Source organism: Streptomyces sp. NPDC028314, from assembly GCF_055565795.1.
On sequence record NZ_JBVHTP010000012.1, the window covers coordinates 181401 to 203133 of the forward strand.

18 protein-coding genes are annotated in these 21733 nt (G+C 73.7%); 12 read left to right on the plus strand and 6 right to left on the minus strand.

Annotation, left to right across the window (positions count from 1 at the left end; translation table 11 throughout):
- The first annotated feature begins 4 nt into the window (after nt 1–4).
- The 11 genes from ACZ4TG_RS26850 (at nt 5) to moeZ (ending at nt 13453) form a co-directional block, all read left to right on the plus strand.
- Nucleotides 5–1636 (plus strand): DUF3152 domain-containing protein, encoded by a 1632-nt coding sequence (locus tag ACZ4TG_RS26850; RefSeq protein WP_468167158.1) that lies wholly within the window; start codon nt 5–7, stop codon nt 1634–1636.
- A 46-nt stretch (nt 1637–1682) separates the two neighbouring features.
- Entirely contained in the window at nt 1683–1778 is a 96-nt protein-coding gene (locus ACZ4TG_RS26855; RefSeq protein ID WP_323178900.1) for an Ms4533A family Cys-rich leader peptide, read from the plus strand.
- 247 nt (nt 1779–2025) lie between these two features.
- Complete coding sequence (locus ACZ4TG_RS26860) at nt 2026–3774, plus strand: ABC transporter substrate-binding protein (RefSeq protein WP_468167160.1); 1749 nt, start codon at nt 2026–2028, stop codon at nt 3772–3774.
- Entirely contained in the window at nt 3771–4754 is a 984-nt protein-coding gene (locus ACZ4TG_RS26865; RefSeq protein WP_468167162.1) for an ABC transporter permease, read from the plus strand. Before ACZ4TG_RS26860 ends, ACZ4TG_RS26865 begins: the two co-directional genes overlap by 4 nt.
- Nucleotides 4751–5743 carry an ABC transporter permease gene (locus tag ACZ4TG_RS26870; protein WP_468167164.1) on the plus strand — a complete coding sequence of 331 codons (993 nt, stop codon included), beginning with the start codon at nt 4751–4753 and terminating at the stop codon, nt 5741–5743. The genes ACZ4TG_RS26865 and ACZ4TG_RS26870 overlap by 4 nt, the downstream gene beginning before the upstream one ends.
- A complete protein-coding gene (locus ACZ4TG_RS26875) occupies nt 5740–7395 on the plus strand; it encodes a dipeptide ABC transporter ATP-binding protein (RefSeq protein WP_468167166.1) in 1656 nt (551 codons plus the stop codon). The genes ACZ4TG_RS26870 and ACZ4TG_RS26875 overlap by 4 nt, the downstream gene beginning before the upstream one ends.
- Before the next feature lie 205 nt (nt 7396–7600).
- A complete protein-coding gene (gene pelF / locus ACZ4TG_RS26880) occupies nt 7601–9469 on the plus strand; it encodes a GT4 family glycosyltransferase PelF (protein WP_468167168.1) in 1869 nt (622 codons plus the stop codon).
- On the plus strand, nt 9466–10356 hold the full coding sequence (locus ACZ4TG_RS26885; RefSeq protein ID WP_468167170.1) for a hypothetical protein: 891 nt from the start codon (nt 9466–9468) through the stop codon (nt 10354–10356). Before pelF ends, ACZ4TG_RS26885 begins: the two co-directional genes overlap by 4 nt.
- 101 nt (nt 10357–10457) lie before the next feature.
- Nucleotides 10458–11456 carry an NAD-dependent epimerase/dehydratase family protein gene (locus tag ACZ4TG_RS26890; protein WP_468167172.1) on the plus strand — a complete coding sequence of 333 codons (999 nt, stop codon included), beginning with the start codon at nt 10458–10460 and terminating at the stop codon, nt 11454–11456.
- Nucleotides 11444–12211 (plus strand): spherulation-specific family 4 protein, encoded by a 768-nt coding sequence (locus ACZ4TG_RS26895; RefSeq protein ID WP_468167174.1) that lies wholly within the window; start codon nt 11444–11446, stop codon nt 12209–12211. The genes ACZ4TG_RS26890 and ACZ4TG_RS26895 overlap by 13 nt, the downstream gene beginning before the upstream one ends.
- 63 nt (nt 12212–12274) lie before the next feature.
- Nucleotides 12275–13453, plus strand: coding sequence for an adenylyltransferase/sulfurtransferase MoeZ (moeZ, locus tag ACZ4TG_RS26900; protein WP_363053164.1), 1179 nt, complete (start codon nt 12275–12277; stop codon nt 13451–13453).
- A 107-nt stretch (nt 13454–13560) separates the two neighbouring features.
- Here moeZ and ACZ4TG_RS26905 read toward each other — a convergent pair whose 3' ends face one another.
- Nucleotides 13561–15138, minus strand: a complete 1578-nt coding sequence (locus ACZ4TG_RS26905; RefSeq protein WP_468167176.1) for an alpha/beta hydrolase — start codon at nt 15136–15138, stop codon at nt 13561–13563.
- Between the two features lie 92 nt (nt 15139–15230).
- Here ACZ4TG_RS26905 and ACZ4TG_RS26910 point away from each other — a divergent pair, with 92 nt between their 5' ends.
- Nucleotides 15231–16169 carry a MerR family transcriptional regulator gene (locus ACZ4TG_RS26910; RefSeq protein WP_468167178.1) on the plus strand — a complete coding sequence of 313 codons (939 nt, stop codon included), beginning with the start codon at nt 15231–15233 and terminating at the stop codon, nt 16167–16169.
- A gap of 26 nt (nt 16170–16195) precedes the next feature.
- On the opposite strand, the gene hemG is transcribed toward ACZ4TG_RS26910, so the two are convergent.
- Genes hemG through narH form a run of 5 tightly spaced genes read right to left on the minus strand, consistent with a single transcriptional unit; the run spans nt 16196 to nt 21720 of the window.
- The gene (gene hemG / locus ACZ4TG_RS26915) at nt 16196–17575 is read right to left on the minus strand and encodes a protoporphyrinogen oxidase (protein ID WP_468167180.1); all 1380 of its coding nucleotides are present in this window, start codon (nt 17573–17575) and stop codon (nt 16196–16198) included.
- Complete coding sequence (locus ACZ4TG_RS26920) at nt 17563–18831, minus strand: TIGR04053 family radical SAM/SPASM domain-containing protein (RefSeq protein ID WP_468167182.1); 1269 nt, start codon at nt 18829–18831, stop codon at nt 17563–17565. Before ACZ4TG_RS26920 ends, hemG begins: the two co-directional genes overlap by 13 nt.
- The gene (gene narI / locus ACZ4TG_RS26925; RefSeq protein WP_468167184.1) at nt 18828–19553 is read right to left on the minus strand and encodes a respiratory nitrate reductase subunit gamma; all 726 of its coding nucleotides are present in this window, start codon (nt 19551–19553) and stop codon (nt 18828–18830) included. Before narI ends, ACZ4TG_RS26920 begins: the two co-directional genes overlap by 4 nt.
- Nucleotides 19553–20212: a nitrate reductase molybdenum cofactor assembly chaperone gene (gene narJ / locus ACZ4TG_RS26930; protein ID WP_468167186.1), complete on the minus strand. Its 660-nt coding sequence runs from the start codon at nt 20210–20212 to the stop codon at nt 19553–19555. The genes narI and narJ overlap by 1 nt, the downstream gene beginning before the upstream one ends.
- Nucleotides 20209–21720 (minus strand): nitrate reductase subunit beta, encoded by a 1512-nt coding sequence (narH, locus tag ACZ4TG_RS26935; protein ID WP_468167188.1) that lies wholly within the window; start codon nt 21718–21720, stop codon nt 20209–20211. The genes narJ and narH overlap by 4 nt, the downstream gene beginning before the upstream one ends.
- Between the last annotated feature and the right edge of the window lie 13 nt (nt 21721–21733).

Here is a 21733-nt window from a genome sequence, read left to right on the forward strand (position 1 = left end):
GCGCGTGGGACGACATAGTCGCAAGGACTCCGCCCCCGAGCGGCCCGCGCCGCCGGCGGAGCCCGTGGCCCCGTACGAGGCCTTCGCGGCGTACGGGACCCAGCCGCCCCACCGGGCTCCGGCGCCGTACGAGGAACCCGCGCCGTACGAGGAACCCGCGTCCTACGAGGGCCCGGCGCTCCACGAGGGCTCCGCGCCGTACGAGGGGCGCACGCCGTACGAGAGCGCCGCCCCGCGCGAGGGGCGCACGCCGTACGAGAGTCCGGCGCCGTACGAGAGCGCCGCCCCGCACGGGGGTCCGCCGTCGCACGGGGGCCCCGCGCCCTACCGCAGGCTCACCCCGTACCTCCGGAACCAGCGCCCCCTCCACGAGGGCCGCCCCGGTGGCGGACCGTCACCCGAACCCACCGTCGCCCACCGGGGGTACGCGCCCGCCGCGCCCACCCCGCCCGCCGCGCCGCACCGACGGCCCGCCGGGCATCCCGAGCAGCGCGAGCCGGGCGGTGCCTGGGGCGCAGGCCCCGTCACCGACACCGGCGGCGGCGCCGTGTACGGCGACTGGCGCGGGGTACCGCGCGCCCGGTCCGCGGCCGCGCCGGTGCGGGACAGCGACACCCCGGCCTTCGGCACCCCCGCGGTCGGCTTCCCGCGGATCACCGTCCCGCAGCCGGCAACGCCCGATCCGGCGGGCCGGGCCCCCGCCGACCCCCTCACGTCCACCGGTTCGCACCGCCGGATCCCCGGGCCGCGGATGCCCCTGGCCGAGCCCGGACCGGCCCCCGCCGGCGCCGAGCGGCCGGCCACCGGGCGCGGCTCGAAGATCCGTACGTACACCGGAATGGCCGCCGCGGCCGTCACCACCGTGCTCGCCGTCGTGGTGGCCGGGCAGGTGGCCACCGAGGGCGGCTCCGACAAGGCCAACGTGCAGGCGGGTCCCGACGACAGCCAGGGCCGCGCCGTCCCCGGCCAGTCCGCCGCCTCCCGCTCCGACGACCGCACCAAACCCGACGGGCCGGCCCCGGCGCCGGTGGAGCTGACGTACGAACAGAAGATGGCCCAGCAGCTGCCGATCGACGCGAAGCTGACCGGCCCGGGTGCCTTCGACACCGTGCCGGGGGTGGCCAAGGCGCCGGGCAAGGGCAAGATCTGGCACTACCGGGTCGACGTGGAGCAGGGGCTGGGCCTGGACGCGCAGCTGTTCGCGGAGGCCGTGCACCGCACCCTCAACGACCCGCGCAGCTGGGCCCACGGCGGCGCGATGACCTTCGAGCGTGTACCGGGCGGGGAAACCGATTTCGTGATCACGCTCGCCAGTCCCGGGACCACCGGCACCTGGTGCGCGAAGTCCGGTCTGGACACCACCGTCGACAACGTCTCCTGCGATTCCGCCGCCACCGAGCGCGTGATGATCAACGCCTTCCGCTGGGCGCAGGGCTCCCCGACCTACGGCGCCGACCAGATGTTCGCGTACCGGCAGATGCTCATCAACCACGAGGTCGGACACCGGCTCGGACACGGGCACGTGAACTGCCGGACCCCGGGCGAGCTCGCGCCGATCATGCAGCAGCAGACGAAGTCCCTCGACATCGACAACATCCAGTGCAAGCCCAACCCGTGGGTGTTCCCCGGGAGTTGAGTGCCGGCGTTGACAAGGTGTCCGATGGTCGGTAATTGTTCTCCGCATGTCGCACCGCCACACCACCGCCGCGAGCGCCGCCATCGAGCTGGCGCTCCTCGGTGTGGCCGCGCACAGCGTGGCCGACATCTTCTGTCGCTGACGCCTGCCTGAGCGCGCGACACCGTTTCCCTGTGTTCCGCCGCGCCCGGGTGCATCCGCCCGCAGGCGCGGCCATTCGTCGATCCGACACCGTGTGGCGTGATCGTTCACCCCCCGGACCCCCGGACCCCTGGACCCCTGGATTTTCGGACTCCCGGACTCCCGGACTTCCACCGGTGTGATCCCCGGCGGCTGCCCCTCGCGTGGCTTTCTCCCGTTCCGCCCCACGCCGAGAGGTCCCTCTTCCCATGCTCCGTCAGTCCCACATATCGCGCCGCGTGGCCGCGGTCGCCGTCAGCCTCGTACTGGCCGGGGGCGCCGCCGCCTGCGGGCCCAAGGACGCGGCGGACAAGGCCGGCTCCGGCGACAAGCCCGGCGCCGCCGGCAGCGCACCCCAGAAGGGCGGCACCCTCACCGTCCTCAACAACGAGCCGCAGACCGACTTCGACCCGGCGCGGCTCTACACCTCGGGCGGCGGAAACGTTCCCTCGCTGGTGTTCCGCACCCTCACCACCCGCAACCGCGAGGACGGCCCGGCCGGCGCCAAGGTCGTGCCCGACCTGGCCACCGACACCGGCAAGCCCAACGCCGACGCCACGGAGTGGACGTACACCCTCAAGGACGGGCTGAAGTACGAGGACGGCACCCCGATCACCACCGCCGACATCAAGTACGGCATCGAGCGCTCCTTCGCCGCCGAACTGTCGGGCGGCGCCCCGTACCTGCGGGACTGGCTCGTCGGCGGCGAGACGTACGAGGGCCCCTACAAGGACGGCGGCAAGGGCCTCGACTCCATCCTCGTGCCCGACGCGAAGACGATCACCTTCAAGCTGCGCAAGCCCGAGGGCGAGTTCCCCTTCCTCGCCACCCAGACCCAGTTCGCGCCCGTCCCCAAGGCCAAGGACACCGGGGTCAGGTACGAGGAGCACCCCTTCTCCTCCGGCCCGTACAAGGTCGTCAAGAACGACAACGACGGCGAGCACCTCACCCTGGAGCGCAACGAGCACTGGGACGAGAAGACCGACGAGGAGCGCAAGGCCTACCCCGACAAGATCGACGTCCGCTCCGGCCTCGACTCCGCGGTCATCAACCAGCGCCTGACCACCAGCTCCGGCGCCGACGCGGCAGCCGTCACCACCGACACCAACCTCGGCCCGGCCGAGCTCGCCCGGATCGGCGACTCCGCCGAGAAGAACGAACTGGCCGCACGGGTCGGCACCGGCCACTTCGGCTACGTCAACTACCTGGCCTTCAACCCCAAGGTGGCCCCCTTCGACAACCCGAAGGTGCGCCAGGCCATCTCGTACGCGATCAACCGCACCAGCGTGATCAACGCCGCCGGCGGCTCCGCGCTGGCCGAGCCGGCCACCACCTTCCTGCCCGAACAGCAGGCCTTCGGCTTCACCAAGTACGACCACTTCCCGGCCGGCAAGACCGGTGACGCGGCCAAGGCGAAGGAGCTGCTCAAGGAGGCGGGCTTCCCCGACGGCATCAGCATCACCCTGACCCACTCCACCGCGCAGAACCGGCAGACCAGCCCCGAGGTCGCCACCGCCGTCCAGCAGGCGTTGTCCGCCGCGGGCATCACCGTCAAGCTGGAGGGCCTGGAGAACAACGCCTTCAACGAGAGGCGCTGGGACGCCAAGAACACCCCCGGGTTCTTCCTCTCCCGCTGGGGCGCCGACTGGCCCTCCGGCGCCCCCTTCCTGGCGCCGATCTTCGACGGCCGGCAGATCGTCACCAACGGCTCCAACTACAACCACGCCCAGCTCGACGACCCGGCCGTGAACGCCGAGGTCGACGAGATCGCCAAGCTGACCGACCTGGTGGAAGCCGGCAAGCGCTGGGGGGCGCTCGACAAGAAGATCGGCGAGCAGGCCCTGACCGTGCCGCTCTTCCACCCGGTCTACAAGCGGCTCGTCGGCAAGGCCGTCAAGAACGTCGTGATCAGCGACTGGACCGGCGTGCTCGACATCTCGCAGGTATCGGTCAAGTGACGCTCCTCGCAGACCGGTCGGCGCCCGCGCCCGGGGCACCCGCCCCGGGCCCGGGCGCCGGGCGGCAGGTCTGGCGGCGGCTGCGGGGACGGCCCTCGGCCGTGGCCGCGGCCGCCGTCCTGGCGCTCCTCGTCCTGCTCGCCCTCGCCGCACCACTGCTGGCCCAGCTCACCGGCCAGGACCCCAACGCGTACCACGACGAGCTCGTCGACTCCGCGCGCGGCGGGGTCCCGACCGGCTCCTTCGGCGGCATCTCGGGCGACCACTGGCTCGGGGTCGAACCGGGCTCCGGCCGTGACCTGTTCACCCGGCTCGTCTACGGCGCCCGGATCTCCCTGCTCGTCGCCCTCGGCGCCACCGCCGTACAGACCGCCGTCGGGGTGGCGGCCGGGCTCGCCGCCGCCCTCGGCAACCGCTTCGTGGGACAGCTCATCGGCCGGTTCACCGATGTGATGATCGCCCTGCCCATGCTGGTGCTCGGCATCGCCCTCACCGCCGTGGTCCCGCCCGACTTCCCGCGGCCGCTGCTGCTGATCCTGATCATCGGACTGCTCGACTGGGGCGGCGTCGCGCGGATGGTGCGCGCCCAGACCCTCGCCCTGCGCGACCTGGCGTTCGTGGACGCGGCCCGGCTCTCCGGCAACAGCACGCTGCGGATCGCCCGCCGCGAACTGCTGCCCTCGCTGGGCGCGCCCGTCATCACCTTCGCCGCGATCAAGGTCCCCACCGCCATGGTGGCCGAGGCCTCGCTGTCCTTCCTCGGCGTCGGCGTGAGACCGCCCACCCCCTCCTGGGGACAGATGCTGTCCAGCGCCCAGACCTGGTTCCGCGCCGACCCCGCCTACGTCCTGCTCCCCGCCGGGCTGCTCTTCGTCACCGTGCTCGCCTTCACCGTGCTCGGCGACGGCGTCCGCACGGCCCTCGACCCGCGCGAAGGCTCCCGCCTGCGGGTCGGCACCAGAAAGGAGCGCAAGCAGTGACCCTCTTCGTGCTCAAACGGACCGGCGGCGCACTGCTCGTGCTGCTCACCCTGTCCGTCCTCATCTACGCCCTCTTCTACCTCGCCCCCGGCGACCCCGCCCGGCTCGCCTGCGGGGAGCGCTGCAACCCTGCGCAGATCGCCCAGGTGCGCGCACAGCTCGGGCTCGACGCGTCGGCGTTCACGCAGTACCTGCACTTCCTCCAGGGGCTGCTGGCCGGCCGCGACTACTCCGGCGGCGCCGGGCTCGTCCTGCACTGCGACGCGCCCTGCCTGGGATTCTCGTACCAGAACGACCAGCAGGTCACCGAGCTGATATTGGAGCGTCTGCCCGCCACCCTCTCCCTCGCGCTGGGAGCACTGGTGATCTGGCTGGTGGTCGGCGTCGGCACCGGACTGCTGTCCGCGCTGCGCCGCGGCGGCCTCACCGAACGGGCGCTGACCGTCCTCACGCTCGCCGGGACCGGCACCCCCGTCTTCATCCTGGGCCTGCTCCTGCTCATGAGCGTCTGCGCCTACCTCCAGTGGCTGCCCTTCCCGACGTACGTGCCGCTGACCGAGGACCCCGAGCAGTGGGCCTGGAACCTGCTCCTGCCGTGGGTCACGCTCGGCCTCGTCGAAAGCGCCAAGTACGCGCGGCTGACACGCAGTTCCACCCTGGAGACCCTCGCCGAGGACCACATCCGGACCTTCCGCGCCTACGGCGTGGGGGAGCGGGCCGTCGTCACCCGGCACGCGCTGCGCGGGGCGGTCGCACCGGTGATCGCGCTCAGCGCCGTGGACTTCGGGACGATGATCGGCGGCGCCGTGCTGACCGAGTCGCTCTTCGGCATCCCCGGACTCGGCAAGACGCTGATCGACGGGGTGCGCGTGATCGACCTGCCCGTGGTGGTGGGCGTCATCCTGGCCATCGGCACGGCCGTCGTGGTCGCGGGAGCCGTGGCCGATCTGCTGTACGCCGTCGCGGACCGAAGGGTGGCCCTGTCATGACGAACGCACAGGATCCGACCGACCTGCCGGCAGGTCCGCTGGTGGACGTACGCAACCTCGTGGTCGACTTCCCGGTCGGCCGCCCTGGGGAGTACGTACGGGCCGTGGACGGGGTCTCGCTGACCCTGGAGAGCGGCCGCGCCCTGGGCATCGTCGGCGAGTCGGGCAGCGGCAAGTCCACCGTGGCGGCCGCCCTGCTGGGGCTGCACCACGGCACGGGCACCCGCCTGACCGGCACCGTCCGGGTGGGCGGCACCGACGTGGGCGCCGCCTCCGCGGCGCAGCTGCGCGCCCTGCGCGGCGGGACGGCCGCGATGGTCTTCCAGGACCCGCTCAGCTCCCTCGACCCGTACCACGCGATCGGCGACCAGATCGCGGAGGTGTACCGGATCCACGCCGACGTCTCGCGGCGCGCCGCCCGGGCCCGGGCGGTCGAGGTGCTCGACCGGGTCGGCATCCCCGACGCCGCCCGCCGCTCCCGCGCCAGGCCGCACGAGTTCAGCGGGGGCATGCGCCAGCGCGCCCTCATCGCCATGGCCCTGGCCTGCGAACCCCGGCTGCTCATCGCCGACGAGCCGACCACCGCCCTCGACGTCACCGTCCAGGCGCAGATCCTCGACCTGCTGCACGGGCTGCGCGAGGAGCGGGGCCTGGGGCTGCTGCTCGTCACCCACGACGTCGGCGTCGCGGCGGAGAGCGTCGACGAGCTGCTGGTCATGCGCGACGGCCGGGCGGTGGAGCGCGGCCCCGTCGGCCGGGTGCTGGCCGAGCCCCGCCACGGGTACACCCGGGACCTGCTCGCGGCCGTGCCCCGGCTGGACGCGCCGCGCGCCGCCCGGCTGCGGGTGGCATCCACCGAGCCGGCCCCCGTCGTCGAAGCCTTCTCGCTGCGGCGGGAGTTCGGCCGGGGCAAGCGGGCCGTCACCGCCGTCGGCGGGGTCTCGCTGGCCGTGCGGGCCGGGGAGACGCTGGGCATCGTCGGGGAGAGCGGCAGCGGCAAGAGCACCCTCGGCCGGATGCTCGTCGGGCTCCTGGAACCCAGCTCCGGGCAGGTCCGGCACGCGGGCGAGGAGGGGAGCGGCATCCCGGCCGGCGTCCAGATGGTCTTCCAGGACCCGGTGTCCTCCCTCAACCCGCGCCGCTCGGTCGGCGAGTCCGTCGCGGACCCGCTGCGCGCGGCCGGAGAACGGGACGGGAGCGCGATCCGGGCCCGGGTCGGGGAGCTCCTGGAGCGGGTCGGGCTGGAGCCCGGGCACTACGACCGCTACCCGCACGAGTTCAGCGGCGGCCAGCGCCAGCGCGTCGGCATCGCCCGCGCCCTGGCGCCCCGCCCCCGCCTGATCGTCTGCGACGAGCCGGTCTCCGCCCTCGACGTCACCACCCAGGCGCAGGTCACCGCCCTGCTGGCGGAACTCCAGCGGGAGCTCGGCATCGCGCTCGTCTTCATCGCGCACGACCTCGCGGTGGTCCGGCAGGTCAGCGACCGGGTGGCGGTGATGCGCGGCGGCCTGATCGTCGAGGAGGGCGCGGTGGACGAGATCTACGAGCGCCCGCGCGACCCCTACACCCGCCGGCTGCTCTCCGCGGTCCCGGCCCTGGACCCCGCGCTCGCCGCCCTGCGGCGCTCGACGCGCCAGGAGGTGTACGCGTAGCCGGTCCGGGCCGGTGGCACGGGCCGTAGGCCCTTCCTAGCGTGCCCGAACGCGAACCGTACGGGAAAGTTACGACTCTTCACCCCTTCCGGTGGCGCGACGGACAACCGTCCGTCGCGCCTTCGGCGTATCCGCTTGAGTTCTTCCGCAGCGGGTCACCGGACCGACGGAGGCCGCCTGTAACGGGAGATCGGGGGTGCCACTCGTGCGGATCGGACTGCTCACGGAAGGTGGTTATCCGTATGCGACGGGAGAAGCCAGGCTGTGGTGCGACCGGCTCGTGCGCGGGCTGCCGCAGCACGAGTTCGAGCTGTACGCGCTGAGCCGCAGCGCCGAGCAGGAGGAGCGCGGCCGGTTACCGCTCCCGCAGCACGTCACACGGGTGCGGACCGCCCCGCTGTGGGCACCCGCCGACGACGGGCGCACGTACTCCCGCCGCGAACGCCGACGCTTCGCCGCCTGCTTCAAGGACCTGGTCCGCGGGATCTGCGCCGCCGAGGCCGAGCCCTTCGCGGCCGGGCTGTACGGGCTGGCCGAACTCGCCCGTGAGCAGGGCGGGATGTACGCCGCGCTGCGCTCCGAGACCGCGGTCCGGGCCGCGGAGTCCGCCTGCCGGGCGCCGGGCGCGAGCCGTGCCGTACAGGGGGCGCAGGTGCGGGACCTGCTGGAGTTCGTGGACCAGCTGGAGTGCGCACTGCGCCCGTTGTCCCTCGACTGGTACGAGGAGCTCGGCCGGGTCGACGTGTGCCACGCCGCCGCGGGCGGGGTGGCGGCCGTCCCCGGACTGCTGGCCAAACGCTTCTTCGGGGTACCGCTGCTGGTCACCGAGTACGGGGTCCAGCTCCGGGCCCACTACCTGGAGCACTCCGAGGACGAACGGCCCGCCGTACGCGGACTCCTGGCCGCCTTCCACATCCGGCTGGCCGGCGAGATCTACGCCCGGGCCGACCTGCTGACCCCCGGGAACGCGCACGCCCGCCGCTGGCAGGAGCGCTGCGGGGCCCCGCGGGAGCGGGTGCGCACCGTCTACCCCGGGATGGAGGCGGACCGATTCGCCACCGTCGGGGAGGACCCGGAGTGCGGGGACCCGGACACGCTGGTGTGGGTGGGCCGGATCGAGCCCGCCAAGGACCTGATCGCCCTGCTGCACGCCTTCGCCGAGGTGCGCAGGGCCGCACCGCAGACCCGGCTGCGGATCTTCGCCACGGCCGTGGCCCCGGGAGCCGCGGCCGTCGAGTACCTGGCCGACTGCCGCTCGCTCGCCGCGCAGCTGTTCCCCGACGAGGCCGCCGACGCGGTCACGGTGGGCGAGAGCCCCGTCACCTTCGAGGAGATCGGCGGACCCGACGCGCCGTCCACGGCCGAGGCGTACGGGGCCGGGCGGGTGGTCGTGCTGTCCTCGGTGATCGAGGGCTTCCCGATCACCCTGGCCGAGGCGATGTTCTGCGGCCGGGCCACCGTCTCCACCGACGTGGGCGCCGTCTGTGAGGTCATCGGCGGTACGGGGCTCGTCGTACCGCCCCGCAACCCCCGGGCCCTCGCGGACGCCTGCCTGTCGCTGCTGCGGGACCCCGAGCGGGCGCAGCGCCTCGGCGCGGCCGGCCGGGCGCGGGCCCTGGAGCTCTTCACCGTCGAGCAGAACGTCGAGGCCTTCCGGGCGAGCTACCTGCGGCTGCTCGCCCACGGCCCGGCCCGGCCCGGCGGAGAGGTCCCCTTCGCCCAGCCCCCCGAGGCCCGCATCCCCGGGCACTGGACCACGCCGACCTGGGCGTCCGTGACGGACCCGCAGGCCGGCCCGCTCGCGGCGCCCGTGGCGAGCCCGCACGCGGAGCCCGCCGCGGGCGCGCACGCGGATCCCGTGGTGGGCCGGTACGCGGATCCCGCCGTGGGCGCGCACCCGGATCCCGCCGTGGGCCGGTACGCGGATCCCGTCGCGGGCGCGGACACGGATGCCGTGGTGGGCCGGTACGCGGATCCCGCCGCGCGCCTGCACGCGGAGCCCGCCGGGGCCCAGGCACCCGCAGAGCCGGCCGAGGGGCCGGCTCACGTTCCGAGCACGGAGGCCGCGGTATGACCGGCACCAGCGTCGACGAAGCCGCCCCGGCCGCCCCGCGGCGCAGGCCCGCCGGAGACCCGGTCAAGGCCCTGATACACCGCCACCGGGCCCTGTGCGAACGGGCCGTGGACCCGCTGGAGATCGCGGCCGGGCTGGAGGCCCACGGCATCACCGACCGCACCGCCGCACGCTTCCGCCACCGGGACGTCTTCTCCCTCGCCGAGGAGCTGTACGCCCGGACCCCGCGCGGGGAGGCCACCCCCGCCCCGCCCACGGCCGGCGCCGCCACGCCGGCCGTGCTGCGCGGGCTCGGGTACGCCGTACTGCCCGGAGCCCTCGCGCTCGCAACGGCCGCCGCCGGGGTCCCCTGGGCCGGCCCCGCCGCGGTGGTGGCCACCGTCGCCGCGCTGGTGTGGCCCGGGCGGACCGCCGGGGGGCGGTTCCCCGGCCTGCTCCACCTGCTCGCGGCGGCCGCCGTCGGCTGGGCCGTCCACCGGCACGGCCCCGCCCTCGGTGTCGCACTCGCGCTGGCCGTGGCCCCCGGGCACCTGGCCGGCGCCGCCTTCGCGGCCAGGGCCCGGCGCAGGCTCGCCGGGAGCCGGGCCCTGGAGGACTTCGCCGACGGGGTCCGGCCGCTGCTGGCCGGGACCGTCGCCGGCTTCGCCGCGGCCGCCACGGGGGCGGCCGCGCTCGCCGGAACACCACTGGCGGCCGCCGTGCCGCTCGCGGTGCTGCTCTTCCTCACCCGGCTGCTGCTCGGGCACGGCGCACACCGCGCGCCCGTGGCCGCGGCCCTGGCCCTCGCGCTCGTCCCGGTTCCGGCGGCGGCGCTCGCCGCCGTGGCGGGACTCCTCGTACACGCCGTCCGCGCGCTGACCCGTGCCTCCGCACACGCGCGCCCCTGAGCCCTTCGGAGCCGACACCGGAGCGCCGTACCCCCATATCGACCCCACCACCCAAGGAGAAACAGGATGACCGGCCAGCCGAACAACCAAGGGGCCGCGCGATGAGGGTGCTGCTGATCGGAGCCAACGGATACCTCGGCCGCTACGTCGCGGACCGGCTGCTCGCCGACCCGGCCGTCCAGCTCACCGCGCTCGGCCGCGGAGACGACGCGGACGTCCGCTTCGACCTCGCCACCGGCAGTCCCGGCGCCCTCACCCGGTTCCTCGACGCCGTCCACCCCGGTGTCGTCATCAACTGCGCGGGCGCCACCCGCGGCGGCGCCAGGGAACTGACCCGCCACAACACCGTCGCCGTGGCCACCATCTGCGAGTCCCTGCGCCGCAGCGGCTGCGGGGCCCGGCTCGTCCAGCTCGGCTGCGCCGCCGAGTACGGGCCCAGCCAGCCCGGTTCGTCCACGGCCGAGGACGCCGTCCCGAGACCCGGCGGACCGTACGGCGTCAGCAAGCTGGCCGCGACCGAGCTGGTGCTCGGCTCGGGGCTGGACGCCGTCGTCCTGCGGATCTTCTCGCCCGTCGGACCCGGCACCCCCGCCGGATCCCCGCTCGGCCGGCTCGCCGAGGCCATGCGGCGCGCCATGCAGTCCGGAGACGGTGAGCTCAAGCTCAGCGGACTCGGCGTACAGCGCGACTTCGTGGACGTACGGGACGTCGCGCGCGCCGTCCACGCGGCCTCCCTCTCCGCCGCCCAGGGCGTCGTCAACATCGGCACCGGCCGCGCGGTCCGGCTGCGCGACGCGGCGGCCGTGCTCGCCCGGGTCGCCGGCTACGGCGGCTCCCTGCACGAGCTCGACCTGCCGCAGCAGCCGCACGCCCACCCCGGCCGCCCGCCCGGCCTCGCCGCCATCGGCTCCCCCCGCTCCGAGGCGACGGCCGAGCAGCTGGCCGCCGCGGCCCCCCAGCCCTACCCGTACCCGGACGGCTGCGGCGCCTGGCAGCAGGCCGACGTGCGCACGGCCCGCGACCGGCTCGGCTGGCGGCCCCGGATCAACCTGGAGGAGTCCCTGGCCGACATCTGGATGGAGGCGGCGTGCCGCATCTGACCACTCCGGCGGCGGCCGAGGCGGCCACGGAGGCCGGCCGCACGGGCCTGGGCGCCCCCGGCTACGCGCACCCCCTGCTCGCGCCGGTGGAGTGGGCGGAACTGACCCGGCCGGGGACCCCGCTGCACTGGGCCGTGCTCAACGTCACGGACGGCCCTGGCGGCCGGCCCGACCCGCACTGCACGGAGGCGACGGCCAGGCTCCGCGAAGCGGGCGGCACCGGCCCCTCGGCCCCCCGGCTGCTCGGCCATCTCGCGATGCGGGACGGAACCCGGTCCTTCGGGGAGCTGGTGTCCGACGCGCACCGCTTCCGGGACTGGTACCGGGTGGGTGGCTTCTACCTGGCCGACACCCCCTGCGACAAGGCGGACCTGGACGGCGTCCGCCGGGTCGTGGACACCCTGCGCGGGCTCGGCGACGGCATGCGCATCGTGCTCGGCCACGGCACCCACCCGTACGCGGGCTACGCGGAAGCCGCGGACCAGCTGGTCACGTTCTCCGGGGCCTGGGCCGACTACCGCTGGTCACAGGTGGCGGAGTGGACCTCCGAGTACCCGCCCGAGCGGTTCTGCCACCTGGTCCACGGGGTGCCCCGCAGCCACGTGGAGGAGGCCTTCCGGATCGCCCGCTGGCAGGGCGCCGGGACGGTGTGGTTCACGGACCGGCGGGGCACTCCGGGGCGGGACCCGTGGGCCTCGATGCCCGGGTACTGGGACGAAATCGTCTCGCGGATCGGACCGGGTGTCTCGGAATGAAGAAGGGCGTGGCAGTGTTACGGGGAGAACCACCGTTAAGACTTAACCATCTACGGAGTCCCCGTGTCGCTGCCACCCCTGGTAGAGCCAGCTGCTGAGCTCACCGTTGACGAGGTCCGTCGGTACTCCCGCCACCTGATCATCCCGGATGTCGGGATGGACGGCCAGAAGCGCCTCAAGAACGCCAAGGTGCTGGCCGTGGGCGCGGGCGGTCTCGGCTCCCCCGCCCTCATGTACCTGGCCGCGGCCGGCGTGGGCACGCTGGGCATCGTGGAGTTCGACGAGGTCGACGAGTCGAACCTGCAGCGCCAGATCATCCACAGCCAGGCGGACATCGGCCGTTCCAAGGCCGAGTCGGCCCGGGACAGCGTGCTGGGCATCAACCCGTACGTGAACGTGGTCCTTCACGAAGAGCGGCTCGAAGCCGAGAACGTGATGGAGATCTTCAGCCAGTACGACCTCATCGTCGACGGCACGGACAACTTCGCCACGCGCTACCTGGTCAACGACGCCTGCGTGCTGCTGAACAAGCCGTACGTGTGGGGCTCGATCTACCGCTTCGACGGCCAGGCCTCGGTCTTCTGGTCCGAGCACGGCCCGTGCTACCGCTGCCTGTACCCGGAGCCCCCGCCGCCGGGCATGGTCCCGAGCTGCGCCGAGGGCGGCGTGCTGGGCGTGCTCTGCGCGTCGATCGGGTCCATCCAGGTCACCGAGGCCATCAAGGTCCTCACGGGTGTCGGCGAGCCGCTGGTCGGCCGTCTGATGATCTACGACGCCCTGGAGATGCAGTACCGCCAGGTCAAGGTCCGCAAGGACCCCGACTGCGCGGTCTGCGGTCCGAACGCGACCGTCAAGGAACTCATCGACTACGAGGCCTTCTGCGGCGTCGTGTCGGAGGAGGCCCAGGAGGCGGCCGCCGGCTCCACGATCACTCCCAAGCAGCTCAAGGAGTGGATCGACAACGACGAGCCCATCGAGATCATCGACGTCCGCGAGATCAACGAGTACGAGATCGTCTCGATCCCCGGCGCGAAGCTGATCCCCAAGGGCGAGTTCCTGATGGGCACCGCCCTCCAGGACCTGCCGCAGGACAAGCGCATCGTCTTGCACTGCAAGACGGGTGTCCGCAGTGCGGAAGTCCTCGCGGTGCTCAAGTCCGCGGGCTTCGCGGACGCGGTCCACGTCGGCGGCGGTGTCATCGGCTGGGTCCACCAGATCGAGCCCGAGAAGCCGGTCTACTAGACCCGGTCCCGGGTCTGCCGGACCCCGGTCCACCGGAAGTTCCCCGAAGGGGCCGTACCGCTCGCGGTACGGTCCCTTCGGCGTACCCGCGCGGGGTGGGCGCGCGGTCAGACGAGTGCTTCCTCGCCGCCGCCCGGGGCCGCCGTGCAGACCGTGCCCGCCGCCGGCACCTTCCCGTCCAGCAGGTACGTGTTCACCTTCTCCTGCACGCAGGTGTCGCCGCTGTTGTACGCGCCGTGCCCCTGCCCCTTGTACGTCAGCTCCACGCCGACGCCCGGGCCCAGCCGGTCGACCATCTTGCGCGCGCCCTCGTACGGGGTGGCCGGGTCGCCGGTGTTGCCGATCACCAGGATCGGGGCGGCGCCGGGAGCGGAGACGTCCGGGGTGTCCCAGGCGCCCGGGACCGGCCAGCCGGTGCAGGCCAGCATCGCCCAGCCGAGGAAGTCGCCGAAGACGGGCGAGGCCGCGCGGAACTCGGCCAGCTTGGCCTTGGTCTGCGCCAGCGTGTAGCGCTCCTTGGAGTCGGCGCAGTTGATCGCCGTGTTCGCCGCGCCGATGTTGCTGTAACGGCCCTGCTGGTCCCGGCCGTTGAGCGCATCGGACAGCGCCATCAGCAGCTGGCCCTGGCCGCCCTGGGCCTCGTCCAGCCCCTCTTCGAGCAGCGGCCACAGCTCCTTCGAGTACAGCGCCTGGGCGATGCCGTTGGTCGCGGCGGACTCGGTGAGCTGCCGGGCGCCGATGCCCGGGATGGGCTTGGCGGCCAGCTGCTTCTGGAGCTTGGAGATGTTCTCCTCGACCTCCTTGACGTTGCTGCCCTGGAGCCGGCACTGGTCCCCGCGGTTCACGCAGTCCTGGGCCCAGTTGTCGAGGGCCAGCTGGAAGCCCTTGGCCTGGCCGAGGGCCCCCTGCTCGGAGGTCTTGGTCGGGTCCACGACGGCGTCGAAGACGGCGCGGCCGACGTTCTTCGGGAAGAGGTGGGCGTAGACCCCGCCGAGTTCGGTGCCGTAGGAGATGCCGAAGTAGTTCAGCTTCTCGTCGCCCAGGGCCTGGCGGATGCGGTCGAGGTCGCGGGCGGCGTTCTCGGTGCCGACGTGGGGGAGGACCTTGCCGGAGTTGCGCTCGCAGGCCTGCTGGTACTTCTTGAGGTCGTCGAGGTAGATCTTCTCCTGCTCCGGGGTGGCCGGGCTGGAGTCGGTGGCGTAGTACGCGTCCAGCTGCTTGTCGTCCTCACAGCGGACCGGGGCGCTGCCGCCCACGCCGCGGGGGTCGAAACTGACCAGGTCGTAGCGTTTGCGCAGGGCCTCGTACTCCTTGGCGGCGCCGGGCAGGGTGGTGATGCCGGAGCCGCCGGGGCCGCCGAAGTTGAAGACGAGGGAGCCGAGCCGGTTCTTCTGGTCGCGGGCCTTGGCCCGGATCAGCGCCAGAGGAATCGTTTCTCCTTCGGGGTCCGCGTAATCGAGGGGCACGTCGAGCGTGGCGCACTGCCAGTCCTTGCCCGGCGCCTGACCGCCGCCCTGGGCGGGCGTGGGGGCGTCGCAGTCCCCCCACTTCAGGGACTTGGCGCCCCGGGCGCTGCCGCCCGCGGTCCTTTCGTCCCTGTCTGCGCCGTCGGAACAGGCACTGGTACTGAGCAGCGCGGCGGCGAGGGCGGCGGCAGCGGTGACCCGCAGGGCGTTTCTCGGCATGGACCCATCTTGTGGGTGAACGGGCCGGGCCGCGCGTGCGATGAGCCATCCGGGTTCGTGCGCGCCGCGGCGGCACGTGGTCAGCTGGAGCCATGAACGTTGCGCAGTGGGTCGGGATCGGTGAGGCCGCGGAGCTGGCCGGGACCACGCCGAGGGTCGTGCGGCACTACCACCGGATCGGGCTGCTGCCGGAGCCGGAACGGGGTCCCGACGACCGGCGGCGGTACGGCTACGAGGACATCGTCCGCATCGTGTGGGTGCGGCGGATGGCCGAGCTGGGCCTGGCGCTGGACGACGTACGGGCCTCCCTGGAGGGAAAGTCCTCGCGGGAGGAGCTCCTGGCGGACCTGGAGGCCTCCCTGGAGCGGCAGGAGGCGGAGATCCGCGCCCGCCGTGGGGCCGTACGGCGCCTGCGCGCGGCCGGGAGCGACCTGGGACTGCTGGACCCGGAGGTGGTGCGGGCGCTGGGAGCGGCGGAGCCCGGCCGGCGCGGCCTGGACTCGCTGCTGCTGACCGAGCACCTGCTGGGCCCGGCGGCGGCCGCCGAAGAGGCCGTGGGCCACCGCCTGCTGGCCGCGAACCCGAGGCTGCGCGCGGAACAGGAGCGGCTGGAGGCCGAGATGGACGCCCTCGCGGACCCGGACGTCCCGCCGGGCGACCCCAGGGTCGCCGCGCTGGCCCACGACTTCTGCGTCCACCTCCGGCACCTGGAGGCGGCGGAGCGCGCGGCCGACTTCCCGGAGCCGGACTTCGTGGACGAGCCCCTCGCGGACCCGGCGCCCTTCCTGCGGCTGCCGGGCCTGATGTCACCGGCGCTGGCGCGGACGGCGGAGCTGCTGGGCGAGCTGATGGGGGAGATGTGGGACGAGCCGGCGGGACAGGCGCCGGGCGGGCCCGGGCGCGAGCCTGCGGCGCTGCCGGCGGACGGGCTGGTGGAGGGGCCGCGGGACGGGCCGGCGGACGGGCCGGCGGACGGGCCGGTTGAGGGGCCGCGGGACGGGCCGCAGTCCCGGCCGCTCCGGGACGAGTGACCCAGGGGGTGTCCCCCGCTCCCCGGTCAGGCGCCGCGCAGGAGCTGCGTCGCCGCCGCCCGGCCGGTCGCCACGCAGGCGGCGACGCCCACGCCCTCGTACGCCGCTCCGCACAGCGCCAGCCCCGGGAGCTTCCCGGCGGCCTCGCGGATCCGGGCGACGCGTTCGCGGTGGCCGACGCCGTACTGGGGCAGGCCGCGGTCCCACCGGGTCACGCGGGCGGCGAGGGGTTCACCCATCGGGCCCACCGCGTGGTGGAGCTCCGTGATGACCGAGCGGACCAGGTGCCGGTCGGGGCGGGCGAGCAGTTCGTCCTCGCCGATCCGGCCGACCGAGGCGCGCAGTACGAAGGTGTCCGGGGCGGCATCGCGCAGCCAGGCCCACTTGTTGGAGAGGAACGAGGCGGCCTTGAGGGTGCGCCCGTCGACCGGCGGCACCAGGAAGCCGTTCCCCTCGGGGAGGAAGCGGGCCCGTGCGCGGGAGAAGGCCATGGTGACGACGGCGGTCGAGGCGTGCGGGACGGCCGCCAGTTCGGCCTCGGCCGACGGGGAGTGCGGGCGCAGCAGCCCGGCCGCCGCGAACGCGGGCAGGGCGAGCACCACGGCGTCCGCCTCCATGGTCAGGACCCCGTCGCCGGTGACGGCCCGCACCCGCCAGCGGTCGCCGGGGAGCCGCTGGAGGGAGCGGGCGGTGGTGCCGGTGAGGATGCGGGCCCCGCAGGCCCGGGCGACGGCCTGGGGGAACCGGCCCGCGCCGCCGGCCACGCCCTGGACGGCCACCGCCGCCGCGCGGGGGGCGCCGGCCGCCTTCATGCGGCGCAGGGCGGGCAGGAGCGGGGAGCCCTGCTCGGCGAGCGCCGCGATCCGGGGCATGGCGGCGCGCAGCGAGAGCCGGTCGGCGCGGCCGGCGTAGATCCCGCCCAGCAGGGGTTCGACGAGCCGGTCCACCACCTCCTGCCCGAAGCGGGCGGCGAGGTACTCGGCGACCGAGCAGTCGCCGGCCGGCCGCCGTGCGGGCAGGGTCTCCTCCTGTGCCGCCCGGGCGATGCCCCCGGGGGAGAGGAGCCCGGTGCCGGCCAGCGCCGCCGGATCCGTAGGGATGCCCATCACGTGCCCCGCCGGGAGCGGCCGCAGCGCGCCGTCGGTCCAGATGGCGGTGGGGGAGCCGGCCGGGTCGCACAGGCTCTCGCCGAGCCCGACGGCCGCGGCCAGCTCCACGGCCTCCGGGCGCAGGGCCATCAGCGATTCGGCGCCCTCGTCCACGGTGATTCCGGCGATGGTGCCGGTGCGCAGTTTGCCGCCGACCTTGGAGTGGCTCTCCAGCAGGGTGACGTCGGCCTGTCCGCGCAGCTGCCATGCCGCCGCCAGACCGCTGATTCCGCCACCGATGACGATCACTGAACGCATGTGTCTTCTCCCGGGACCGATATGTACCCCTTCGAAACATATGGGGCGGCTGCGTGTGAGCGCCTCGTGCTTTCGGTCAGATCCCTCAGCTCCTCCTGGTACGGGAAGCTGCCCGGCTCGTAGGCGCAGTACGGGTCCGCCTCCAGGACGTCCCGCGTGAACCCGTACGCCCGCGACCGCGAACCGCCGCACACCGTCTTGAACTCGCACGCTCCGCACTTCCCGCGCAGCAGCGACGGGTCCCGCAGCGCGGTGAACAGCGCCGAGCCCCGGTAGATCCCGGTCAGCGGATGGTTCTTCACGTTCCCCGCCGAGACCGGGAGGAAGCCGCTCGGGTGGACCTCGCCCGTGTGCGAGACGAAGACGAAACCGCGGCCCGCGGACACGTCCATGGGCGGACGGCGCACCGCGCGCCGCGCGCCGTCGAAGAGCCCGAGTTCCGCGGCGCGGGCCGTGAGGCGCGCGTACAGCGGCCCCAGCCGCGGCGGTTCCCCGCGGGCGTCGAGGACGGTCCGCTGGAGCGCGACCCGGCGGAAGTGGTGCCCCTCCGTGGTCTTGGTCGCCATCACCGAACCGCAGTCGTAGAGGAAGTGCAGTACGTCCTCGACCTGCTCCGGGGCGAGGGAGTCCAGCTGCCCGCCGCGCCCGGCCGGGACGAGCACGAAGCCGGACCACAGCATCGCGCCCTCGCGTCTGACCAGCGCGGCGACATCGGCCAGGTCCTCCAGGCCGTCACCGGTCACCGTGGTGTTGATCTGCACCTTCAGCCCGAGCTCCCGGGCCGCCCGCCAGCCGTCCAGGGTCCGGCCGAAGACCCCGGGCACGCCCCGGAACGCGTCGTGCCGCGCGGCCGTGGATCCGTCCAGGGACAGGGACAGCGCCACGGCCCCCGCGTCCCGCACCGCCGCCAGGTTCTCCCGCGTCAGTGTCGGCGTACCGGACGGGGAGACCGCCACCCGCAGGCCGAGCGAAGTCCCGTACGCCACCAGGTCGGTGAGGTCGGCCCGCTGGAAGGGGTCCCCGCCGGTGATCACGAACAGCGGGCCCGGCCGGCCGAAGGCGGCGGTCTGGTCCATCAACCGGCGGGCGTCGGCCCCGTCGAGCTCCTGCGGGTGGCGGGCGGTCCGCGCCTCGGCACGGCAGTGCAGGCAGGCCAGCGGGCAGGCCCGGGTCGCCTCCCAGATCACGATGAACGGGCGCTCCGCCATCGCGTGGCGCGGCCGGCGGACGACCGCGCGCGGGGGACGGGCGCTCACGAGACGCGCTCCCAGCCGCGCCTGCTCGGGCGTTCGGCCAGCTGCCGGGGATCCCGCCTGCGGTAGACCACGTACGGCCGCGCCAGGTACGTCAGCGGCACCGAGAACATGTGCACCAGCCGCGAGTACGGGATCAGCGCGAAGAGCGTGAAGCCGAAGACGATGTGCAGCTTGAAGGCGAGCGGGGCGCCCGCCATGAGCTGGTGGTCGGGGGTGAAGGTGAACAGGCTGCGGAACCAGAGCGAGATGCCGTCCCGGTAGTCGTAGCCGCCGGTCATCCCGGTGGAGTTGAGGACCGTCGCCGTCAGCCCGAGCGCCATCGCGCCGAGCAGGCACGTGTACATGAGGTGGTCGCCGCGCAGCGTCGCGCGGCGCACCGCCGGGACCTTGAGGCGCCGGTACACCAGGATCGCGATGCCCGCGGCGGCCGCGACGCCCGCGACGGCGCCGGTGGAGACGGCGAGCAGGTGGTACGCGTGATCGCTCAGCCCCATCGCGTCGGTCCAGCCCTTCGGGACCAGCAGGCCGACCACATGGCCCAGGACCACGAACAGCATGCCGAAGTGGAAGAGCGGCGACCCGATCCTCAGCAGCCGCGACTCGTGCAGCTGCGAGGAGTGCGTGGTCCAGCCGAACCGGTCGAACCGGGCCCGCCAGACCGTGCCCGCGATCAGCAGCGCTACCGAGACGTACGGGAGCACGCCCCACAGGAGGAGGTCCATCAGGCACTCTGCCTTTCCGCGAGGGCGGGCCAGGGGAGGTCGGCGGGCATGTCGATGCCGGGGCCGAAGGGTTCCAGGGGCGATCCCGCGCCCACCAGCTCCTGCGGCGGCCCGTTCCGCGCGAGGGCCTTCGCCTCCGCCTTCGTTTCGGGGGAGGGCCCGGGCAGCGTCGCGCAGACCGCTTCCAGCACCCGGGCGTACGGGGAACCGGACTCGGTGAGCGCGAGGCGCAGCAGCTCCAGGCCGGCCCGGTGCTCCTGGAGCAGCTCGGTGCCCGCCTGCTCGCGCAGCGCCGCGAACTCCAGGGCCACGGGGAGGAAGTCGGGCAGCTCCTCACCGGTGAACTCCAGCCCGAAGTCCCGGTAGATCCGCTTCAGCCGGACCAGGGACAGTCCGCGGCGCCGGGTGTCCCCGTCCGCCCACCAGGTCAGGTAGAGGCAGCGGCGGTTGCGGGTGTCGAAGGTGGCGGTGTACTCGGCGCACAGCTCGATCGCGCCCAGCGACCCGGCGCGGTCGAGGAAGGCGCCGAGCAGCGCGGCCGGCTCGGCGGGCGCCCCGGCGAGGGCCGCGCGCAACCGGGGGAGCTCGTCGTGGAAATGGTCGCCGGGGTACTGCAGAACGCAGCCCGCGACCAGCCGTACCAGCGCGTCCGGGTTCACGAACTCCTCCTTGTCGGACCGAGGTTGAGCATCACGCGCGGTTCGCTCACCGCGCCGACGGGGCAGTCGTCGTCCAGCGGGTGCGTCCCGGCGAGCGCGTCGGCCTCGGCGCGGGCGGCGGACGGCACCACGAAGCGGTCCTCCAGCTTGGCGACGGCCAGCAGGCGGAACATGTCCTCCATCTCCCGGCCGGTCAGCCCGACCGCCTCGGCGATCGACTCGTCCCTCGGCTCACCGAGGTTGATCCGCCGCATGTACGCGCGCATCGCGGCCATCCGGCGCAGCACGGCCTCCACCGGCTGGGTGTCACCGGCGGTGAGGACCGCGGCGAGGTACTCGACGGGGATGCGCATCGCGTCGATCGCGCCGAAGAGGTTCCCCGCGTCCTCGCCGTCGCTGCCGGTGGCCGCGACCGCCTCGACGACGGGGGAGAGCGGAGGGACGTACCAGACCATCGGCATGGTGCGGTACTCCGGGTGGAGGGGGAGGGCGACCTGGTAGGTGGCGATCAGGTCGTAGACGGGGGAGTCGCGGGCCGCGTCGAGCCACTCGTCGGTGATGCCGTCCCTGCGGGCGGCGGCGATCACGGCGGGGTCGTCGGGATCGAGGAAGCACTCCACCTGGGAGGGGTACAGATCGTGCTCGTCCTCGACCGAGGCGGCCTCGGCGACCTTGTCGGCGTCGTAGAGCAGCACGCCGAGGTAGCGCATCCGGCCGACACAGGTCTCCGAGCAGACCGTCGGCATGCCGACCTCGATGCGCGGGAAGCAGAAGGTGCACTTCTCGGCCTTGCCGGTGTTGTGGTTGAAGTAGACCTTCTTGTAGGGGCAGCCGGTCACGCACATCCGCCAGCCGCGGCACTGCTCCTGGTCGACCAGGACGATGCCGTCCTCCTCGCGCTTGTACATCGCGCCGGACGGGCAGGAGGAGACGCACGCGGGGTTCAGGCAGTGCTCGCAGATCCGGGGCAGGTAGAACATGAAGCTCTGCTCGAACTCGAAGCGGATCTTCTCCCCGACCTCGTCGCGGATCTTCTCCACGATCGGGTCCCGCGGGGCGTGGGCGGGGGCGCCGCCGAGGTTGTCGTCCCAGTTCGGACCCCACTCGATCTTGTCGATCGGCTCGCCGGTGACCTGCGAGACGGGCCGGGCGGTGGGCAGGTCGTCGCCCGCCGGAGCCTCGGTGAGGTTCTTGTACTCGTACGTCCAGGGCTGGTAGTAGTCGTCGATCTCCGGAAGGTCCGGATTCGCGAAGATCTTGCCGAGCTTCGCGAGGCGGCCGCCCGCCCTGAGGCGGAGCCTGCCGAAGCGGGTGCGCTCCCAGCCGCCCTTCCACTTCTCCTGGTCCTCCCAGCGGCGGGGGTAGCCCTGGCCGGGGAGGGTCTCGACGTTGTTGAACCAGACGTACTCGGTGCCCTGCCGGTTGGTCCACGTCTGCTTGCAGGTGACCGAACAGGTGTGGCAGCCGATGCACTTGTCGAGGTTCATGACCATCGCGACCTGTGCCATCACTCGTCCGATT